17 protein-coding genes are annotated in these 19,959 nt (G+C 47.0%); 10 read left to right on the forward strand and 7 right to left on the reverse strand.

The window, feature by feature from the left end:
• Positions 1 to 8 precede the first annotated feature (8 nt).
• Positions 9 to 1,637, reverse strand: coding sequence for a glycosyltransferase family 39 protein (locus tag S7335_RS15465; protein WP_006454044.1), 1,629 nt, complete (start codon positions 1,635 to 1,637; stop codon positions 9 to 11).
• A 264-nt stretch (positions 1,638 to 1,901) separates the two neighbouring features.
• Positions 1,902 to 3,560, reverse strand: a complete 1,659-nt coding sequence (locus S7335_RS15475) for a hypothetical protein (protein WP_038016348.1) — start codon at positions 3,558 to 3,560, stop codon at positions 1,902 to 1,904.
• 548 nt (positions 3,561 to 4,108) lie between these two features.
• On the opposite strand from S7335_RS15475, the gene S7335_RS27895 reads away from it, so the two are divergent.
• From S7335_RS27895 to S7335_RS15505, 7 genes are all read left to right on the forward strand, one after another.
• Complete coding sequence (locus tag S7335_RS27895) at positions 4,109 to 4,288, forward strand: hypothetical protein (protein ID WP_157620282.1); 180 nt, start codon at positions 4,109 to 4,111, stop codon at positions 4,286 to 4,288.
• A gap of 454 nt (positions 4,289 to 4,742) precedes the next feature.
• Complete coding sequence (locus tag S7335_RS15480) at positions 4,743 to 5,894, forward strand: DCC1-like thiol-disulfide oxidoreductase family protein (RefSeq protein ID WP_006456885.1); 1,152 nt, start codon at positions 4,743 to 4,745, stop codon at positions 5,892 to 5,894.
• 324 nt (positions 5,895 to 6,218) lie between these two features.
• Positions 6,219 to 7,193 carry a cobalamin-binding protein gene (locus S7335_RS15485; RefSeq protein WP_006454344.1) on the forward strand — a complete coding sequence of 325 codons (975 nt, stop codon included), beginning with the start codon at positions 6,219 to 6,221 and terminating at the stop codon, positions 7,191 to 7,193.
• A 24-nt stretch (positions 7,194 to 7,217) separates the two neighbouring features.
• Entirely contained in the window at positions 7,218 to 7,415 is a 198-nt protein-coding gene (gene psb35 / locus S7335_RS15490) for a photosystem II assembly protein Psb35 (protein ID WP_006454685.1), read from the forward strand.
• A gap of 199 nt (positions 7,416 to 7,614) precedes the next feature.
• Positions 7,615 to 7,899 carry a Calvin cycle protein CP12 gene (locus S7335_RS15495; protein ID WP_006456620.1) on the forward strand — a complete coding sequence of 95 codons (285 nt, stop codon included), beginning with the start codon at positions 7,615 to 7,617 and terminating at the stop codon, positions 7,897 to 7,899.
• A gap of 639 nt (positions 7,900 to 8,538) precedes the next feature.
• Positions 8,539 to 10,305 carry a diflavin flavoprotein gene (locus S7335_RS15500; protein WP_006456929.1) on the forward strand — a complete coding sequence of 589 codons (1,767 nt, stop codon included), beginning with the start codon at positions 8,539 to 8,541 and terminating at the stop codon, positions 10,303 to 10,305.
• Positions 10,306 to 10,578: 273 nt separating this feature from the next.
• Entirely contained in the window at positions 10,579 to 12,408 is a 1,830-nt protein-coding gene (locus tag S7335_RS15505; RefSeq protein ID WP_006453573.1) for a diflavin flavoprotein, read from the forward strand.
• A 65-nt stretch (positions 12,409 to 12,473) separates the two neighbouring features.
• On the opposite strand, the gene S7335_RS15510 is transcribed toward S7335_RS15505, so the two are convergent.
• From S7335_RS15510 to radC, 3 genes are all read right to left on the reverse strand, one after another.
• Entirely contained in the window at positions 12,474 to 13,583 is a 1,110-nt protein-coding gene (locus S7335_RS15510; protein ID WP_006455516.1) for an anthranilate phosphoribosyltransferase family protein, read from the reverse strand.
• Positions 13,584 to 13,606: 23 nt separating this feature from the next.
• Positions 13,607 to 14,629, reverse strand: a complete 1,023-nt coding sequence (locus tag S7335_RS15515; RefSeq protein ID WP_006457205.1) for a LysR family transcriptional regulator — start codon at positions 14,627 to 14,629, stop codon at positions 13,607 to 13,609.
• Between the two features lie 160 nt (positions 14,630 to 14,789).
• Positions 14,790 to 15,521 (reverse strand): DNA repair protein RadC, encoded by a 732-nt coding sequence (gene radC, locus S7335_RS15520; RefSeq protein ID WP_038016350.1) that lies wholly within the window; start codon positions 15,519 to 15,521, stop codon positions 14,790 to 14,792.
• Between the two features lie 121 nt (positions 15,522 to 15,642).
• On the opposite strand from radC, the gene S7335_RS15525 reads away from it, so the two are divergent.
• Positions 15,643 to 16,101, forward strand: a complete 459-nt coding sequence (locus S7335_RS15525) for a DUF1824 family protein (RefSeq protein ID WP_006453407.1) — start codon at positions 15,643 to 15,645, stop codon at positions 16,099 to 16,101.
• A gap of 68 nt (positions 16,102 to 16,169) precedes the next feature.
• Here S7335_RS15525 and S7335_RS15530 read toward each other — a convergent pair whose 3' ends face one another.
• Entirely contained in the window at positions 16,170 to 16,871 is a 702-nt protein-coding gene (locus tag S7335_RS15530) for a response regulator transcription factor (protein ID WP_006455181.1), read from the reverse strand.
• A gap of 77 nt (positions 16,872 to 16,948) precedes the next feature.
• On the reverse strand, positions 16,949 to 18,568 hold the full coding sequence (locus S7335_RS15535; RefSeq protein ID WP_006454291.1) for an ATP-binding protein: 1,620 nt from the start codon (positions 18,566 to 18,568) through the stop codon (positions 16,949 to 16,951).
• Between the two features lie 310 nt (positions 18,569 to 18,878).
• Between S7335_RS15535 and S7335_RS15540 the strand changes: the two genes are divergently transcribed.
• Positions 18,879 to 19,520, forward strand: a complete 642-nt coding sequence (locus tag S7335_RS15540) for a peroxiredoxin (protein ID WP_006455474.1) — start codon at positions 18,879 to 18,881, stop codon at positions 19,518 to 19,520.
• A gap of 108 nt (positions 19,521 to 19,628) precedes the next feature.
• Positions 19,629 to 19,931, forward strand: a complete 303-nt coding sequence (locus S7335_RS15545; RefSeq protein ID WP_006454176.1) for a hypothetical protein — start codon at positions 19,629 to 19,631, stop codon at positions 19,929 to 19,931.
• Positions 19,932 to 19,959: the final 28 nt, after the last annotated feature.

A 19,959-nucleotide genomic window follows, 5' to 3' on the forward strand; every position in this document is an offset into this window, starting at 1 on the left:
TTAGAGAACTACCGCACGAGACTGGAGGTACTTGGTAAGTACTGGGCTCGAAAGAGCTGGCCTCGGAGATTTGTGTTGGCTTGGTCAGCGGTTAGATCGATCTTCAAATTTTCTGCTGTCTGCATAAATTCTACCAGCGCTTCGGAAGGTGAATAGACAAAAAAGCTACCGCCTGGCTCAATCTGATTTAGCATTGTCGCATAGTTGGATGATGGCGGCTCATGGTTGATCGCGATGAAGCGAGTATCGGGAGAAACCAGGTAGCTTAAGGACAGCACATAAAAGTACTTAACGTCGGTGACAACGACTTGATCGACCTGATTGATTTGGGTCGCAATGTCTAAATTTGCGGCGGCGGCGACGCCCTTTCTCCAACCAAGGGACTGTGTGATTAGCAAGCTTGAAAGGACACCGCCTAGCAGCAGTAGGATGGCACTGGCTTTTCGCAACAGAAGCCAGTCTGTGTAGCTTTTTCTAACGCGAATTGCCGACCCGGTAAATCTGTACCCTTCACTCTTTCGAGAACCAAAGACTTGAGCGATCGCATAGGCTACCGCTAGCTCTATACCCAAATACGCTGTCAGTGAATAGCGTGGCAGCATTGATCGCCTACCGCCATTGAGAACATCGGGGACAACCTGCGCCAGGCTACTTACAGCCATCATGAGCACCACAAACAGCCATACTCGCCTGGGCGTGTGACGGCATAGCTGGTAAGTACTATAAGCAACACCTGCTAGCAGTAGATAAGAGAGCGGATCAATGAAACTACCTGGCCAGTCAAAATCGACAAAGCCAATGCCCAGGTTGTGCAGCCAAGACTCAGCGCGACTAAGTAAGTTGGTTTGGTAGCTGCTGGCCCAGCGAGTTGTTTCCTCCAGTCGAGAGAGCCGCGTAGCTACCACCCATACCCAAGGCAAAAAGGCAATGCCGATTCCGACCGATACCGTTAAATAGCGCAGGAACCTTTGAGTCAGGCGGTGCTCGACGAGTAATACGTAGAGTCCGTGTGTCAGCAGCACCCAGAGAAAAAACAAGTGGGAATACATGCCCAGAGCTCCTACCGCGCCGTAGGCTAACCACTGTCCCCAACGATTTTGCCGCAGCGATCGCAGCAAAAGTGCGCTTGAAATCACTGCGAGTAGTGCCCAAAGCGTATACTGACGCGCCTCTTGAGCTATGAGCACATGAAACGGCGAAACGGCAACTATGGCGATCGCGCTCCAGCCCACCGCAGCTGACCCGAACAGCTCCAAACACAGCCAGTAGATAGCCGGCAATACTAGCAAACCAAGCCCTACGGCCAGCCAGCGAGCAGCGACCGGCACCTGAAACAACTGCAGACAAAACCGCATCAACAGATAATACAGTGGTGGATGTTCAGGGTTGTTAGTAAAGGCACCAAGAGCATCGCCCAAAGAACTTTCGACGCTGGGCGTTTGGTACTGCTGTAGGCGACTGGCAGTAATAATTTCACCGGTGTAGAGGGTCTCAACCAGCGCTGATTCTGCGTAGCCAGAGGCTCGCATCAGGCCCCTAACTTCGTCAACGGAATAAACTTTCTCACTCAAATTGGCACAGCGAGCGTAAATACCTACCAAAATTAGCCCAATAATCAATAGCCGCTTGATTTTCATAAGGGAGGATCAGACTGTCATCCAATCGATGGAATTAAAAACGGTTCTGTTGCAAAAAGTAACCGTGAAGAGAAAACTCTACCGCTCTCCTCTCAATTATGCCGCTACGCCAAAGATTCTGAGGATGCTATTAACCTATGGGCGCAATGGAATGCATTTTTGCAAAACAACCCTATTGAAAGAAAACAAAGATAAAGACGTAAGCGTTGAATAGCAAAGGAAGCGTGTACGTCTTACCTATTAAGATCTCTAAGTTGAAGGTTGTTATTGAATTTCGATACTTCGGCTATTTACATATTCACCATAGTCGTCATCTAAAGGATTAGATAAGAAATCCCACCTCCACCTTTGAACCTTGATTCTCTCGATTCGGCTACCATCGTGAGCTTTGGAATTATATACAGAACCTACTGCCTGAAAGTACTCTCGGCAGTAATCCAGACTATCTGCATCGTCTAGGTTATCTGGGAAACAGGTACTTGTAATTCTTCTATAAGAAGCGACAAACTGAGCGGGTATTATTTTCTCAGGATAGATTCTAGCGGTGCTACCAGAAGAGACATCCGCATAGATTTTGTCGTATGTGACCACCCCTGACAGATCGCGGTAGGAAAACAGATGAAACGAACTTAAAGGGTAAGGTTTGATGCTGTAGTACCAGCAAGTTGCAGTGATCATCGCTAAGGTTGCTATTATCAGCGGAAATCGAAAATTGCTCGTTGAATTCTTTCTAGATTTCTGCTGATGAGCCAGTTCATCTACAGCAAACGTTTCAAATGAGTCATCTATTCGTTTCGTTCTGCCCACCTGCTCAGAATTGAGCCGAACGCCGCCATCTTGCGATTTCCTGGTTGAAGCGCTTGGCGCCTGTGGTAGCTGCGCAAACAACCTTGAGCTCGACGGGGACGTAGCCATTCCTTGCATACTCGTTGACCTTTTAAGGTCAGCTTCTTTGCTGCTAGTAAAGCTAGCTTTCATCCATTGTTTCAGCTCGGTGTAGTCATAGAAGATGAGCTGAAACAAAATAAACTCGACAAATAGGATATTTTGAAACACGAATATTCCTAAATGTAAGCCTACCATCAGCAAAGGCAGGAACTGCCTCGCTCTTTTAGAGAAAAGCACAAGCACAAAGGCAATTTCTCCGATTGAGCCAACTATGCCAAAGAGTGTAAATAGCGCATCGTGCATGTGAGGTCCATATCTCAAAGATATGTCCCAGTCGAAGTTATTACATCTCTGCAGCGTGCAGCCGTACATCATCCCTCTCAGGTTGACCGGGTCTAGCCATAGCAGCCCGCTAATCCATAGTTTGCTAGCGCCAGAAGCTAAATATGCCACCGCTACCAAAGACCAGCAGGCGTATCGAGACCAACCGTAAGTATCGGATGTGCGCCCTGGATCTAAAGCGGGTTTGCCTTCTGATATCTCGTTTAGTCGATCTACCGATAATGCGTCACTACAGGGCGTGAAGGAAAGAATAAGCAACATATAGGATACCAGCAGCCCTTGATGGTAGAAGTAAAAATATTGGCGATTAATACCGCCAATCAAAATGCTTAGGATTGTACACAGCGGGATCACATAGCGCGTTTTCCAACCCACTACTCCCATACATGAGAGCAAGACGGTTATCCATTTTAATGCGGTCAAAAATACAACATTCCTAGTGGCTTCAGTGAATCCAGGAATGCTGTTCAAATAGTGCATCATGCCCGTTCTTTGAATCATCATCTCTGGAAGATATGCTGTAGAAGGGATATCAATGATCCACAGAACGTTGATGAGCAAACTAATGCATGAAATAATCCTGATAATTGCTAGAGACTCAGCCGACGCTTCGCCAACGAAACGCTTAGAGAACCGAGGATCTACTAGAATCCAGCCAATCAGACCAAAGCCAAAAGCGAAGAAGATGCCCATGGAAAATATAGCGGTCTGATTTATCAATCTTTCGTATGCTATCCAAAGGCATGCGCATAAGGCTGATGAGAACAAGAAAAAATAGCGGGAGTCCCTGAATTTCATGAGGCTGAATTCCTATACCAAAAGCTCTCGACTCGATAGCGTATCCTTCGCCAAAACGCGATCACGCTAATTCCTAAACTACTTTTATTCAAGCTATTACAGTAAATACAAAACAATGAAACGCTATGGTCGACAGAGGTTAGCACTAAGATTCTCTTATATCACGGGATTTGCAGCTTGAATTTAATCGAGTAAACGTTTCATTTTTTATGACTCGCTGCACCAGCTTATCTGCTCTGTTCAATTAAAGGGAGAGCTGTGACTCAGGAAATGTCGTGAGGCTCCGTATATGCATCGAAGCAGCTGTGCCTTTGAACTTAAATGATCTGCGAGGGATTACTTAGATCTGGACAGTCACTTTACGGGAATTTTACATCTTTTATGCTCAAAGCTACTTCGTTTTAACGTGGATTTGATAGAACGCACGGGTCTACAAGGAATTTTTGAAATATAAGCGGTATGCAGCGAAGTGCGAAGGTAGGAGTGAACGCGAGACTGGCTTTCTAGTGACCCGTCAGCTGATGGGAGATCTGCTAGAGAAGAGCGGCAGGCGATCGCTAAGCGACGAAGACCTACAAAGGGTAGGTGCTGTGCTACTGCAGGGACCTACCCTTTGTAGTTGAAACAGACAGAGTGTAGGGAAGCGGGTCTGCGCTATGCTTCTGAGCCGCTAGTGAAGGTGCAGCAGGTAGTAGAGAGGGGGCAGAAGACAGACAGTGGCCAAACGATTTGAGCTGAAAGGAATGCCTTCGGCGATGTTCTTCAAAGCAGGAGGGTTGGTCGCGTTGAGAGGCATCAAACCCTACAAAAACTAAGTGATGCGATGACTTGACTGTTATGAAGGCTGTGACAACGAAACTGCCATAGACTCATTTTTGAGGTGGGTTTTTTCCTTGCACTTACCTTACGCTTCAATTACGATGCTGCTTAGAGTGCAGGATATAGAAAAAGTTACCCACGCTGCTTACGGTTTTCTATAGAAGATATCACTCTTCCTGTCTTATTACTACAGCTATGCGTTATTTCCTCAAGCGTTTCAGTGTTGCTCTTAAGTCGCTAGCCCTTTTCAGAGGAATTATGGCGCTGACGATTGTTCTAGCAGTATTCACCGAGAAAAGTGACGCCGACTCATCGATAATCGCACTTCAAACTTCGCCCTTTTTGAACGGTCTCTTAGCGTTATTGGTCAGCGTTCTGGGGCTGCTGCTACTAGTGGGCTACCGCACTAGGCTGGTGTCGGTTCTTTGTTTTCTCGCCTGCGGTCTAGCTACTCTCCTGGGCGTTGGGCAGTTCGGGTTGATTAGTGGAGTCCTGTTGCCGATTTTGTTCTGGAGCTGCTTCTTACCGTTGGGAGCGGCGTATTCGCTCGACAGCGCTATGAATACAGCAAAAGTTTTACTGCCCCCCGCCATTGTTTCTGGTGCTACGGTCGTGCTTATGGTTCAGCACAGCCTCAACTATTGGCTACCTAAAGCGCTGTTTTGGTCAACACTTGTTGAGACCACAGAACCTGGAGCAGTTGGGAACATCCGTAGCCTACTCTGGGTTATAGGACTTTTGTCGCCTTTGTTTGTGCTGATTTCTCTGCGTCTGAACTCCCATCGTTCTGTCTTAGTCGCGGTGTTCGTTTGTATCCACGTGATCGCGATCTTAGCCTTGGGTCAGCCAACAGTATTGCACCTGTTGGCGATCGCCCTTTGGACAATCTATCTTCCCTATTCCTTTTGGGAAGCTTTGGCGGAGTACGTCAGCAACCCAGCGCGGCAAGGAATATCAATCTACTACGATGCGGATTGCGGATTTTGCAAGAAGGTTGTTCACGTTCTGCGGACGCTCTTGGTTTTGCCTAGTGCGCCACTGGCCACCGCGCAAAGTGATCCTTCTATCTGCGCAGATATGGAAAGCTACAACTCTTGGGTGGTGGTTGACTGGCAGCAGAAGCGCCACTTTAAGTTTGAAGCGATCGCATACATATGCAGCCTGTCTCCCGTCTTTCAAGTGGTAGCGCCTATTCTGAGATGGCAACCTGTAATGAACGTGGGGACACGCTTTTACGAGGCGATCGCCAACAATCGCAGAAAGGCTGGTTTGCTGACGAAACCGCTAACGTTTCACGCTAGTCCTATAACATCGTCTCGGCTAGAGAACTGGATAGTTGGTCTGTGTTCTGTAACCTACTTTGCATCGCGTTTGCCCCTGTTGATTGAAGCGTTCAAGCTCTCGCCCTAAAGCATTGACGCAATTGAGGTCTACCTTACGAATTCATCAGGCTCAGACACAAATAGGAAGGTTTTGCACGTCGCCTATGTATAGGACAAAAGTTTGGAGAACCAAAGTTTAGAAGTATGCTGAAGCTAAGCACTGCCGCTGTCAAATGCAATACTTCTAGCGCTGCAAACATAGGCATAAGCAATGGATTCTTCATTCTTCTAGTCAGTAGAGGTGAACTGATGTGGAACGCACCAACTCATATCGATAAAGAAGCACCAGAAAGCTACCTTAGGTAGCGGTATCATTTCTAAACGTTGATAATACACAAACAATAAGACAAGTATGAGCCGCACTGATTTACGTATCGTGTCTTTGATCCCAAGCGCTACAGAGATTGTTGCGGCACTAGGCTACGAAGATTGTTTGGTTGGGCGATCGCATGAATGTGATTATCCTTCTAGCGTACAAGCGCTGCCGGTCTGCACCGAACCTAAATTCGATCCTGTCGGGACTAGTGGCGAAATTCATCGGCGCGTTACTGATCTACTCAGCTCAGCACTCAGCGTCTACAGAGTTAAAACAGAAGTTCTTGCGAAGCTGCGCCCCACCCATATTATTACCCAAGCCCAATGCGAAGTCTGTGCCGTTAGCCTTAGCGATGTAGAGCAAGCTGTTATGGAACTTGTCGAATCAAAAAATAGGGAAGCAGGTTCGCCAATTCAGATCGTCTCGCTACAGCCTGAACGACTTGCAGACCTGTGGACAGACATGACACGAGTCGCTTCTGCACTCAATAGTTCCTCTGAAAGGAGAGCCGCCGCCGAGCAAACTATCGCTCAGCTAAAAGAGCGTTTGTCTGCAATCAAACTAGAGCCTTCACTCGAAGAGACCTTACCGACGGTAGCTTGTATCGAGTGGACTGCTCCGCTGATGGCTGCGGGTAATTGGGTTCCAGAACTTGTCGGCATAGCGGGCGGTTCAGACTGCCTTGGCAAAGCAGGCCAGCATTCCAACTGGATAAGCTGGGAGGATCTTCTCGCCGCCAACCCAGATATCATTATCGTTTTGCCCTGTGGCTACGATCTTCTCCAAACCCGCAAGGCCACTGAGGAGATGTCCAAGCACGCTTACTGGCAGCAGCTAAAGGCCGTCAAATCTCAAGACGTATACATAACAGATGGCAATCAATACTTCAATCGGCCAGGTCCTCGTCTAGTCGAATCAGGCGAAATTCTGACAGAAATCATTCAAAAACTGCCTGTAGATCCAAGGCGACAGCCTACAGGTTGGCAGAACTGGTATGGTAGAGACTGCTAATTTTCGTTATTCGGGAGTCGGACTATGTATCTACTGATGCAAGAAGGAGTAGCTGAGGCTACAGGTGGTGTGCCTTATTCTTTGTTTTTAAACATTGTAGGTGTTGTTGGATTCATAGCAGCCGTAGGAATTGGATCGGTCGCGTGGTACAACTCCAAGCGTCCCACCGGATGGGAAGGTAATGAACGTCCTGATATCGTGCCAGAAATCAAAAAAGACTAGCAAGTATCGGCGAGTAATTGAGTTGGAATGAACCGCTCATCATCTTGTCTATCCGTATACCTACCTTTATTGAAAACTATCGGTTAAGGAAAACTAATGATAGATAGACTAAACTTATATGCTTTGGATATTGCCATCTAGTTTTGTTATGTATAGACTGTCAATAGTTTCGAGTATATCTTTTAGCTAGGTGACTGCTATGAACACTGTTGCTATTGCGCAAACAACGCTTCCAACTGTTGAACTACAGCCTCGCATCCCTGTATCTACTTTCGAGAACCGTCTGAAAGCCGCTTTAGAACACGCCCGCCGTCTGACTGAAATGCATGGTTACTATAGTACTGAAGTAGCGATCGCTTGGGAGACGGTGGAGGAGCTAGAGACTGCCAAATCACGTTTACCTATCCCGTCATGTCAGGCTTCTTTTGACGACTACTGCGCCGAAAATCCCGAGGCACTTGAGTGCCGAAGCTATGATTGCTAGTGGATGTATTTCAAACAATCAGCGTTTTACTATTTAATTGCATTCGAATACTCTTCCAATCAGTTGTCATATAATATAGAGCGCAAGGCTAGAATTCTCCCACCTTGAGGATTTTGGCCTTTTCTGTTGTTATAGCAAGCCTTCTTTGTTGTTGTGACAGATGTTTTAGCGAAGCAAGAATGCGTGTTTACTTTGCCGAGATGAGCATTCTCTTGCTCGTTGCATGGCGCAAGGATAAAGTTGTTTGTTGCTCTGTAACGGTTATAGCCGGTGAGTGTGTCCCAATCAACTCTACAAAAGCTATGTTCAAAAGATGATCGCAGCTCAATCATAGTGAGAGAAGATCGTAAAAACAAGTCACTCATATCAGGACACACTTCGGAATTTTGCCCCTGAACAGATACGACTTAGTTAAGCATCGGAACAGCTCAAAAAGAATTGAGAGAAGGTTGCAAAGAAAATGACGGTAAAGCTGCGAAACTAGTTAAGTCAATCAACTAAGCTTATTCTTTTAACGATAACTCATAGGCTAAAGTTATGAATGCATTATGCAATTGGAATTTTACATATCTCTTAACCTACGACAAGATAAGTTCATCGATAACTAAACGGTAATCCCGTATGTAGGAGAGAAGTTTGATGGTTGCATTAGTTGATACCTCTCGTCTTGATACCTCCGATTCGCTTACATTGCATCCAGTCCCGTCTTGTCCACGCCTCACGCTTCAGACTGCTGAGATTGCTGCCGATACAACAGCCTTACGTTGTCTTGACTGGGATCGAAACAGATTCGATATCGAGTTTGAACTCAAAAACGGCACGACTTACAACTCTTTTCTTATTCGTGGTGAAAAGACTGCACTGGTTGACACTTCCCATAGCAAGTTTCGCCAGCAGTATGTGGAGTACATTCTCCGAAATGTTGATCCGCAAGCACTTACCTACCTAATTGTGAATCATACCGAGCCAGATCACAGCGGCCTGATTGAAGATATCTTGGCTTGGGCACCTCACATTGTTGTTGTAGGCTCTAAAGTAGCCATTCAGTTTCTGACGAACATGATTCACCAGCCCTTCAATACGTTGGTGGTCAAGAGCGGTCATACATTAGATTTAGGAAAAGGGCATGAGCTGTCGTTTGTATCTGCGCCAAACTTGCATTGGCCGGATACTATTTTCACTTATGATTCACTAACTCGTGTGCTCTACACCTGCGACGTATTTGGAATGCACTATTGCGACGATATGCTTCTAGATGAGTCGCCTCATCTACTCCAGGAAGATTTTCAATATTACTATGATTGTCTCATGGGTCCAAATGCTCGCTCGGTGCTGATGGCGCTTAAGCGAATTGCTAAGTTCCCTGTTGATCTGATTGCGACTGGACATGGCCCTTTGCTAAAACACCATCGAGAAGCGTGGGTCGAACAGTATCGTAGTTGGAGTGAGAATCAAGCTAAAGCTGAGACATTTGTTGCACTGTTCTATATGGAAGACTATGGGCATAGCGATCGCATCGTCAAAGTGATCGCTGAGGGCATTACCAAAGCGGGCGTTGATGTAGAGCTTGTTGAAATGTCTGTTGCTGATGCTCATGAAGTGCGAGCCTTAGCGAATAGTGCCAATGGTATCGTGATAGGTATGCCGCCTCAGCAAGAACAAGGCGTTGCCATGCATCCTGCTTTAAGCACGTTGTTAACTTCTGTAAGTCAAAACCAATCTGTTGGTCTGTTCGAGACAGGCGGCGGCCGTGATGAACCTATCTATCCCCTGCGCAATCAACTCCAGGCGATAGGCCTAAAAGAAGCCTTTACCCCTATCGTCATCAAGCAGATCCCCAACGAAGTGACCGATCAAATCTGTAGCGAAGCTGGCGTTGATTTGGCCCATCAGCTAACGAGAGACAAAACAATCAGACGAAGCAAACAAATTGACTCCAATTTGAACAGAGCCTTAGGACGGCTCAGCGGCGGTCTCTACATTGTGACTGCCCAAAAGGGCGATGTCTCTGGTGCTTTACTTGCATCTTGGGTCATGCAGGCTAGTTTTGAACCTTTGGGGATTGCCATATCTGTTGCCAAAGATCGAGCAATTGAATCCATCTTACAAAGTGGCGATCACTTCGTACTCAATATTCTAGAAGAAGGCCACTATCAACCGCTGATGAAACACTTTCTCAAGCGGTTTGCACCAGGCGCAGATCGATTTGAGGGGATAGAAACCTATCCAGCAACAAACGGCGCTCCTATTTTGGCAAAAGCCCTAGCTTATATAGAATGCGATATCACCTGCCGATATGAATGTAGCGACCACATGATTGTCTATGCCACCGTACAAGCCGGGCGAGTTGCCAAAAGAGAAGGACTCACAGCAGTTCATCACCGTAAAGCAGGCAACCACTACTAAGTTGCAAGATTACCAGTTGCAAGATTATCGAGTGATTATTAGTGGTTCATTTACCATGAACCCCACCACCACTGACTAAAGCCAACCATTTGCCAAAACAGAAAGACTAGAAACTCTCGGAATTAGCGAGCGATCAAGTCCTTCACACAACCAGATGACTTCCCCCAAGGATATCTATGCGCTAACTTTTTTTGACTGTCTTTTCTGCTAACTGTCCGCTAACTGCGCAGAAGCATTCTATCAGGATTGCTCTACTACCCAAGGATTACTTTCATGCTGTTACCAATCGCTCAATCTCCACCATCTACAACACACTTAGATCATGCGTCTTCAGCTCAATCATTCGCAACAGAATCTTCTCCATCGCCTGCACATGATGTGCAAATCGCTTCTATCGGGGCAGAGACAACTGTTCTAAGATCGCGTGCTTGGGAAAGACTCAAATTCGAGGTAGAGTATAGCCGCCGTCAGGGTACTACCGCTAATGCCTATCTCATCCAAAGTGATCGCACAGCCTTGATCGATCCGCCTGGAGCATCTTTTACGTCTATCTTTCTTCAGGCCATTCAGCCTTATTTAGAAGAAACGCCACTCGATTATATTGTCGTTAGCCACGTCAATCCTAACCGGATGGTCACGCTAGCGGCTCTGCTAGAGCAACAGCCTGAAGCGGTCATCATCTGTTCTCGTCCTGCTGCGCAAGCAATTGAAGCGGCGTTTCCTAACGGAGTTGCCAATGGGAAGCAGGTTCGAATCCAACCTATCTTGCCACCGTTGTTTAATTTAGACTTGGGCCGGGGGCACTGCCTGCAGCTTCTCACGATTCCCACGCCTCGGTGGCCAGATGGACTGTGTACTTATGATCCACTGAGCCAAACACTCTTTAGTGACAAACTGTTTGGCGTTCACATATGTGATGAATCACTATTCGATGAGCAGTGGCGATCGCTAGAAGCCGATCGGCGCTACTATTTTGACTGTCTTCACGCCACCCAAACAAAACAGGTAGAGGCCGCTCTAGATCATATCGATCGGCTCACACTCAAGTGCTTAGCGCCTGGGCACGGCTCGCTAGTACGCTATAGTCTTAGCCGATTAAAGGATGACTACCGGCTCTGGTGTCACCAGCAACGCCAACAAACTCTAAAGGTAGCTCTGCTCTACGCTTCGGCCTATGGCAATACTGCCACACTAGCGAGCGCGATCGCTCAAGGCCTCATCCATTCTGATGTTGCCGTTGAACTGATCAACTGTGAATCGGTTGAACAAGCAGAACTCACTCGCATTGTCGAATCGAGCGATGGCTTTATCATTGGTTCGCCGACCCTAGCTGGACATGCACCTGTGCAGATTCAAACTGCGCTAGGGACGGTACTATCCTCAGCGGTTAAAACTAAGCTCGCGGGTGTATTTGGCTCATACGGTTGGAGCGGAGAAGCCATTGACATGCTTGAGCAAAAGCTAAGAGACCATAACTATCGGCTTGGCTTCGAGACGCTTCGAGTTCGCTTTAGTCCTCAACCGGAAACGCTACAGGCTTGCGCTGAAGCTGGCATTCAGTTTGCCCAACAGCTTAGAAAGCAGAAGAAAAAGCAAGTCCCTCGACAGGCTATCACTGAAGTGCAAGCTGGGCGTACCGAGCAGGCAGTAGGTCGAATTGTCGGATCTATCAGCGTGCTGACTACGCGCCAAGGCGATCACCATAGCGGTCTGCTGGTAACTTGGGTATCACAAGCTACGTTCAGCCCACCCGGTATTATGATGGCGATCGCTTCAAACGATGCCGCCCAGTACCTAGGTCAGCCAGATACTCCATTTGTACTCAATCTTCTCAAGGAAGGGCGATCGCTCAGACGGCATTTTCAGCCCAGCAGCCAAAGCGTTTCGCAATCAACCAGTGACTTTAGCCAGGTCGAACACCGAGTCGCCGATAACGGCTGTTTGATTTTAGATGGGGCGTTATCGTATCTAGAATGTACGGTCCAAGGCCATATAGACTGCGGCGATCACCATATCGTCTATGCAGTTGTCGATGCTGGAGACGTGCTGGCAGCCGAAGGCATAACGGCTATCCAACACCGAAAATCAGGTAGTCAATACTGATGATTGCGCTCATTTGATGGGTATTAGTGACCAGCGCGATTGAAGCTTAGAAACGCCTTAAGAACTCAAAGCGCAACCAAGCACGCCTGAGTGGTTTGAGTATCTAAGGCCAACTTAATCTGTTGTAGTTTCTCTTCTACAGCTCCGCTTTCTAGCATTGACCTTGCTAGCTCAAACCCTTGTTCTATGCTGCTTACTCGGCTAGCTCGCCAGAGGTAAAAGCCGCTGTTCCAAATTGCAGAGCAGCTAATCTCATTCGTTCTTCCGGCGATCGCGGCTTGATAGTCTAGCCATAGTCTTTCAAGGGAAGGGATAGCTGGGTCGCTACCCTCAAAGCCATAGTCTTTTGGGTGAAGTAAAAGGCGTTCAGTTTTTAGTTTTCCGGCTTCTAGCTGATTGAGACTGATGATAGCCGTGCGATCGCGAGCCACATCACAGCTGCCTTCTAGTCCTTTTACGGTTGTAAAAAGATTAATCCCTCGCTCAGTAAAGGCAACTTGTGTTCTTTCTTCAGTCGGTGGATGAACGTAGCCGCTGACTACATTTTGACGACCGCTATAAGGTGACCACATAATTTCAACAGTCGCTAGCGTTGGCCTTTTGCCAATTTGCTCGCGATAGTCAACTAACGCTTCAGCTAAAGGAAAGAAAATAGGCTGATAGACAAATCCTAATCCTGTCTGAGCAAAAACGGTTTGTAGCTGTTCGAGGGTAGATAAAGCTGTCCAATCGAGGCCAATTGCATTGAAAACCTCGATCAAAGGTAGACCGTGTTTGGTAGGCATTCTGCCGCTGCCATGAAGAATAACCGGCGCATCGGCGGCTACTAAGATCAGAGCGGTGAGTGGATTGATTGGAGCGGTGCGCGATCGCCCATCATAAGGATTACAAAAGACAGTGACTGGATACACACTATCGATTGCCTTCAGCCTAGGTCCAAGCGCGTCATAGCTATCGAGCATACCTGCTAGCTCAATAGGAGTTGGGCGCTTAATTCGATGGGCAATCATGAACGCTCCGATCTGTGCAGGCGTTGCGGCCTGTTGCAACATCATTTCAGTCGCATCTGCTGCCTCTTCTCGGCTCAAAGACTTCGACGTGTGAGTTCCACTGCCTACTTTCTTAAGCAGATCTCTAAACAAAATATGCTGTTCATCCGTTAGTCGGTTGCTCATAGGCAGAAAGGTCCGCAAGGTGGCTAAGAAGGCAGCTTGGAAAGAAAGCGATTGCCTTCAGGCATCCTAACGCTAGTTAGCGCCGGTTGCTCAGCATCCAAAGAAGCAGAGTGTGGGCCGCTCTCTGTAGCCATCTTATCGATGTCCCTGAAGCGCTTAGCTACCTGCTGGGAAACCAGCTCACAAAATTGTTGTATGGGTGGAATCATCAGCCGGTCATGAGTCGTGACCATGACAACTTTTCGCGATAGGGCGGGTGCCCCAATCGGGCGGACTACCAAATCGGGATCGTGACGGCTTTCAGTTAGCGCTGACTGTGGCAAAAGTGCGATTAGTTCCCCTTGACGAACGACCCCACGAAACGCGTCTAGGGTATTAAGCTCTAAGGCAACCTTGAGTTCTTGTCCGTACTCTCTAAACTGACTTTGCACAACGCGCTGCATACCATAGCCATCTTTAAACACCACTTGCGGAAAACGAGCAATCTCAGACCAGGGCACGACATCATGTTCAGACAAAGGATGTCCAGCGGCCATCAATAGCTCTATAGGCTCTTCATACAGCGGCGTGACAACCATTTCTTGGTTGCTTGTTAGTAGCGGATTATGCATGACAATCGAGATGTCGACTAGGCCATCGCGGAGGACTTTGAGCGCGCGATCGCTTCCTAGTGCAGTGATCCGTAGCTGTACGTTAGGATGGCTCTGACAAAATTGAGTCACAATCGGCGGCAGCAGGTAAGCACAGACAGAATGAATGCCTGAAACACACAATTCAGTCTGCTTACCATTCACAAGGTCTTCGATTTCTTGCTGAGCCTGCGTCCATTCCTTACAGATACGAATCGCCCTAGGCTTTAGGCTATCGCCCGCTAGCGTCAGCTTGACCTGTCCCGCTCGATGAAATAGCGGTACGCCCAGATCTTCTTCAATAGAGCGCACCTGGCGGCTGATTGTCGATTGAGTCACACTACATTGACGAGCGGCCGCTTGAAAGCTACCCGTATCGGCAACCGCCAAGAAAGCCTGCAACTGTTCTAAACGCATAGGGGCAAATGAAACGGGGGCTATGCTGTTGTTGAAAAGTTCGAGAGGACCCCTACCCTAGTCACACAAACCGCATACCCTAATGTAAAACATGCAACTCAACCGTTTTGTAAGGGTTGCTACCTAGCCACAAAGCGATACCGTACTACTTGACTGAAATCTAATCAGCTAGCTCACTCCACAGATCGCAGTTTTGTCGAATGCTAGACCAATCACCGTTTCCTAGTATGAGATGATCTAGCAAAGGAATCCCTAGCAGCTTTGCCCCATCGAGCAGTTGGCGAGTCAAGACAATATCTTCGCTGCTGGGCTCTAAATTTCCAGAAGGATGATTATGAGCAACAATAATCCTAGTAGCACCTCGCTTGATGACTTCACGGAAAATATCTCTCGGGTGAGCAATTGTCTCTGTTGCCGTACCGACACTAATCACCTTACTACCGATGATACGGTGCTTGACATCTAGTAACAGTACTGCAAATCTCTCCTGCAGCTGCCACATGAGTTCGTGGCTAAGCGCGGCGGCTGCAACAGAAGGATCATCGACAACAGTCATACTAGGTGGCTGACTTTGCAAGACTCTTCTTCCTAGCTCTATCGCAGCGAGAATCGTCGCTGCTTTAGCCGGTCCTACACCAGAAATCTTCATGAGCTCTTCAGCAGTGATATTTCTAAGTATTGGCAAGCCATCACCCTCAGGGTGTTCTTTCCCTAACTCTTGCAACAGAAAATGGCCTAGTCCAACCGCTGAAAGCTTTCCACGGCCCTGGCCTGTTCCGAGCATTATTGCGATCAGTTCGGCTGCGGATAGGCGTTTAGCACCGTATGCCAGCAAACGTTCGCGAGGCCGCTCACTAGATGGCATATCAGCAACGCGTAGAGAGTAGGTCATGATCTGGTAGTTAAGTGGCTGATATTTAGTGAGCCCAAAAGCAAACGCCAATTAGGCCATAAAGGTACAGGTACCATTAGCGTATTGTCGTAAGCTAGAAAATCAATAGAGGTTCTCCCTTATGTCTATAGAAGCGCTGTATGGAATGTCCAAAGAGGCGATCGCAATCAAACTGAAAGCCGTCCGTAGATCGCTCGTCAAAGCTACTCTCGACTCAAGCCAGACAGCTCTATCTGAGCAAGAACGTCAAACCGTTTGTGCCCATCTACTATGGCTTAATCAGATGAGTGAATACCAAACTTTAGGAATTTGCGCTAGTACGATAGCCTTTGCAGAAGTCGCCCTAAAAGAATACGTCTCGGCCCTAAGTCAGCCTATTTCTGTGGATTTGCCGAATCAATCAGGCGCAGTGTTTCTAAAGTTCAATACGCTTAAGAATGCTTGGTATTTAGACAGTTACAGTGGAGATGCTCGCGGAGTCCTGGTGACTTATCACACTTCTGAACCAGAACTAGAGGATATCAATGGCACCTATGGGTATTTCCCTCTCGATCTTTTCTCCTCTTCTTCTCATCTATAGCTACCAGCAAATAGCTATCAGCGAAAGGAATCGATGATAGCTTGCTCTAGAAGCACTTCAATCTTCTCTTAAGTAGTCACCAGGCCGTTTTCTAGGGCATAGCGGACTAGCTCGGTACGACTATTCGTACCTGTTTTGCCAAATAATCGGCTGACATACTTTTCAACATTACGTACGGTCGTCCCGAGGCGGCTGGCAATTTCTTTGTTCATTAACCCTTCGGCTACTAGGTTCAGTACGTCTTGCTCGCGAGGAGTAAAGTCAATCTTAATACCGCTGTTATTTTGCTTAATCATGCTACCGCGTTGGGTAAGCAAAGCTTTAATCTCTTCGATTTGTCGTGCCATTGTTGCGATATCTGGCGTAGCAGATGCGTCTGGGGCTTGTGCAGCGCGTCGCTCTATCAAGCTAGTGACAATAGCGACAAGCTCTTCAGGATCGAAAGGCTTGGGAAGATAGGCATCCGCTCCGGCCTGATAGCCTTGAATGCGATCGCTTGTCATTCCCCGTGCTGTCAAAAACACTACGGGCAGAGCCTGAAATCGGGCATCTTCTCTGACCTGCTTGAGGAACTGATAGCCGTCAACCTGCGGCATCATAATGTCCGAGATCAGTACGTTAGGAATTTCCTGCTGTAATAGCTCCCAGCCTTCTTGAGCATTGCTGGCAACTCGTACTTCAAAATCACTATCCTCAAGATACGCCTGCACTGACTCACGCAGACCCGGTTCATCATCAACAAGCAAAATTTTACTAGGTGCTTCTGTCATAGGTCTTTTGTGGGACGCTTTTATGCAAATGGGGCTCTATTGATAATAGCGCTATGATGCGATCGCTCACCACTGACTTAGCACTGCCTAGAAACTAGCGGGATATAAATAACAAACTCTGACCCTTGACCTAGTGATGAGCTAAGCTCTAACCTTCCACCATGCTTTTCAGCAATGATCTGATAGGCGGTAGAGAGCCCTAAACCAGTTCCTTGTCCCACAGGCTTGGTTGTAAAGAAAGGATCAAAGACATCTTTCTTAATTGTTTCAGGGATTCCTACCCCGTTATCACGAATGCCTATAGCCACCTGGTCAGACGATGCTAGCTTCGTCGTCACATGGACAATTCCTCGAAACTGATTGTTCTGACTGTTGCTCTCGTCAAAGCCGTCCTTGCAGGAAGCGGCTTTCTCTTCTACAGCTGCGATCGCATTATACAAAAGATTCATAAATGCCTGATTGAGCTCCCCTGGATAGCAGGTAATATCTGGAATTTCGCCATAGGTTTCAATGATTTGGATATCAGTTCCGCTACATTCTCGACGCAGTCTATCTTGAAACAACAACAGAATACTGCTTATGTTCTCATTGAGATCTATTGATTTGTAGTCTGATTCATCTAATCGAGAAAACGTTCGCAGCGATCGCACTATCTTCTCAACCCGATCTACTCCAACGTCCATAGACTGATACAGCTTTGGCATGTCTTCAGCAATATAGTCAAGATCAACACTGTTTGACTTAGCTAGAATTTTTTCTGAAGGTTCAATGTTGTGTTGGCTACAATGCTCTTGATAAAGTTCAACTAACTCAAATAGCAGCTGAGAATACTCTTGTGCATGACTTAGATTTCCTTTTATAAAAGAAATTGGATTATTAAGTTCATGGGCAACCCCACCAACTAGCTGGCCTAGCGCAGACATTTTTTCACTATGAATTAGGCTGGCCTGAGTCTGTTGTAAGTTAGCTAATGCCTTTTGTAGCTCTTTTGTTTGTAGGGCTAGCTTTGCAGTTCGATTTTCTACACGTAGCTCTAACTCTGCATTTAGTCTTCGAAGGGCATCAATCGCTCGCTTCCTCTCTAACTCTGCGCTTGCTCTAGCCGCAAAAAGCTTTAGAAGATCCTCATATAGTTTGCGCTCTAGGATCGGAGAACTATCTAAAAGCGCAATATTTCCTAGAACCTTGCCATGATGATCTCGCAGCGATACCCCTACATAGCTTTCCGCTTCGAGCAAGGGCAAAGCGGGCTGATGTGGAAATAGCTTCTGTACACCGTACTTGCAGTAATAGATATCTTTATCTAGTACCACACCGCAGGGCCCAGGAGTTGGGTCATAGGTGATATTAGGAGATATTTTCCCATCTTGCCAAAAGGCGAGTGTTCGAAGCTGACCATTACTCAAAAGCTCGGTTAGCAAACAGTGTCGTACATGTAAGGCCTGCGCCAAGTTGCGAACTAGCCCTTCAAAGAAGCTCTGCCCAGTCGATGCCGCTGTATCTCTAACAATAAGTTCTATGATGGATTCAGCTGATAGTGCAGCCGAGGAGCTAGTAGGGCCATTTTTTGGTCGAGTAACTCTAGCGGCACTTCTACCTTTTTTGAAAAACCGTCTCAACGTATTCTTCAGATGCGCTAATGCATTCGCGAATGCATTAGTAAGTGTGCGGGTAGTTTGGTTTGTGGTTTCTGGCATAACCTACTCGAGTATCCAAGCATATGTGGAGCGCTTTTGCTTAAGATTCCCGGCCTTTGAAGTGTTCAATCTACCGGTAGGCCTACTGATAGTAAGCTTAGTGGGTCTACTGATAGTAAGCTTACTGAGAATGGTGGCCTATCGAGTGAGTACTGTAGGCTCGACCGCTATGAAATAGCGAGTGTAACAGTTAATATTAAAAAATCTACTAAACTCCGAGCGGAATACCGGGGATTATGGCAAAATTACTGATGCAAAGCTGACAATCAGCAACACCACATCAAGGTAATCGAGTAGGTAACTTTAGACCATGACACTTCAACTAGGCGACGTAGCTCCAGACTTTACCCAGAAGTCCTCTATGGGTGACATTAACTTTCACGAGTGGGCAGGCGATAGCTGGGTTGTCCTTTTCTCTCACCCCGCTGACTATACTCCTGTTTGCACAACTGAGCTTGGCTTGGTTGGCTCTTTGCAAGACGAATTCAAAAAGCGAAATGTCAAGACGATTGCACTTAGCGTAGACGGCGTAGAATCACATCAGGGTTGGATCAAAGATATCGACGAAACGCAAAATACAAGCGTCAACTATCCTATCTTGGCTGATGACGATAAAAAGGTGGCTACGCTTTACGGTATGCTCCACCCAGAATCTAGCACTGGCAACACTTTGACTGTGCGCTCTGTGTTTGTGATTGATCCTAATAAAAAAATTCGTTTGACCATCACTTATCCTGCTAGCACAGGCCGCAACTTTGATGAGATTTTGCGAGTAATCGATTCGTTGCAGCTTACTGACTATCATCAGGTAGCCACTCCTGGCAACTGGCAAGATGGCGGTGACTGTGTTGTTGTCCCTTCTATCTCTACTGAAGATGCTAAAAAGCAGTTTCCTAAGGGTGTGACTGAAGTAAAACCATATCTACGGATGACGCCTCAGCCAAACAAGTAAGCAGCTGTTTGAGCTGTTCTAAATAAATGTGACGCGCTACTGAGCTTAGCTAGTAGCGCGTTTCTGCTCTAACCTCAATTTTCGCTCAGACTACAGTTTGACTAGATTATGAAAGTTCAAAAGATATTAGGGTATCTATTGGGGTTTTGTTTGTTGATAACTGCGATCGCCTGTGGGTTTAGTCAATTTCCCCAGTGGACTGTTTTATTCTTAGGCATGCTATTTACAGCGGCATACATCAACAACAAATGGACCGTTTGGAAAGAGCTAGTACAGCGTGACTTATCTTCTAGCGATCACCGATTTCCTCTTCGCAACTTCTATCAAGCACTAGGCGCAACCTATCTAATTGAAACAACTATTGTTTTTGCCTTCTACTGGCTAGGTCGCGGCATCTCTGGACTGTTGTAGCGGGTTTTTGACACCCAGTAAACAGAGC

This window comes from Synechococcus sp. PCC 7335 (genome assembly GCF_000155595.1).
Lineage (GTDB): Bacteria > Cyanobacteriota > Cyanobacteriia > Phormidesmidales > Phormidesmidaceae > Phormidesmis.

Excerpts from the sequence above, each read along its gene's own strand:
- S7335_RS15465 (WP_006454044.1), bottom strand. The coding sequence starts at position 1,637 with ATGAAAATCAAGCGGCTATTGATTATTGGGCTAATTTTGGTAGGTATT.
- S7335_RS15495 (WP_006456620.1), top strand. The coding sequence starts at position 7,615 with ATGAACACTGTTGCTATTGCGCAAACAACGCTTCCAACTGTTGAACTA.
- S7335_RS15485 (WP_006454344.1), top strand. The coding sequence starts at position 6,219 with ATGAGCCGCACTGATTTACGTATCGTGTCTTTGATCCCAAGCGCTACA.
- S7335_RS15515 (WP_006457205.1), bottom strand. The coding sequence starts at position 14,629 with ATGCGTTTAGAACAGTTGCAGGCTTTCTTGGCGGTTGCCGATACGGGT.
- S7335_RS15475 (WP_038016348.1), bottom strand. The coding sequence starts at position 3,560 with ATGGGCATCTTCTTCGCTTTTGGCTTTGGTCTGATTGGCTGGATTCTA.
- S7335_RS15505 (WP_006453573.1), top strand. The coding sequence starts at position 10,579 with ATGCTGTTACCAATCGCTCAATCTCCACCATCTACAACACACTTAGAT.
- psb35 (WP_006454685.1), top strand. The coding sequence starts at position 7,218 with ATGTATCTACTGATGCAAGAAGGAGTAGCTGAGGCTACAGGTGGTGTG.
- S7335_RS15530 (WP_006455181.1), bottom strand. The coding sequence starts at position 16,871 with ATGACAGAAGCACCTAGTAAAATTTTGCTTGTTGATGATGAACCGGGT.
- S7335_RS15480 (WP_006456885.1), top strand. The coding sequence starts at position 4,743 with ATGGCGCTGACGATTGTTCTAGCAGTATTCACCGAGAAAAGTGACGCC.
- radC (WP_038016350.1), bottom strand. The coding sequence starts at position 15,521 with ATGACCTACTCTCTACGCGTTGCTGATATGCCATCTAGTGAGCGGCCT.
- S7335_RS15510 (WP_006455516.1), bottom strand. The coding sequence starts at position 13,583 with ATGAGCAACCGACTAACGGATGAACAGCATATTTTGTTTAGAGATCTG.
- S7335_RS15535 (WP_006454291.1), bottom strand. The coding sequence starts at position 18,568 with ATGCCAGAAACCACAAACCAAACTACCCGCACACTTACTAATGCATTC.
- S7335_RS15545 (WP_006454176.1), top strand. The coding sequence starts at position 19,629 with ATGAAAGTTCAAAAGATATTAGGGTATCTATTGGGGTTTTGTTTGTTG.
- S7335_RS15525 (WP_006453407.1), top strand. The coding sequence starts at position 15,643 with ATGTCTATAGAAGCGCTGTATGGAATGTCCAAAGAGGCGATCGCAATC.
- S7335_RS15540 (WP_006455474.1), top strand. The coding sequence starts at position 18,879 with ATGACACTTCAACTAGGCGACGTAGCTCCAGACTTTACCCAGAAGTCC.
- S7335_RS15500 (WP_006456929.1), top strand. The coding sequence starts at position 8,539 with ATGGTTGCATTAGTTGATACCTCTCGTCTTGATACCTCCGATTCGCTT.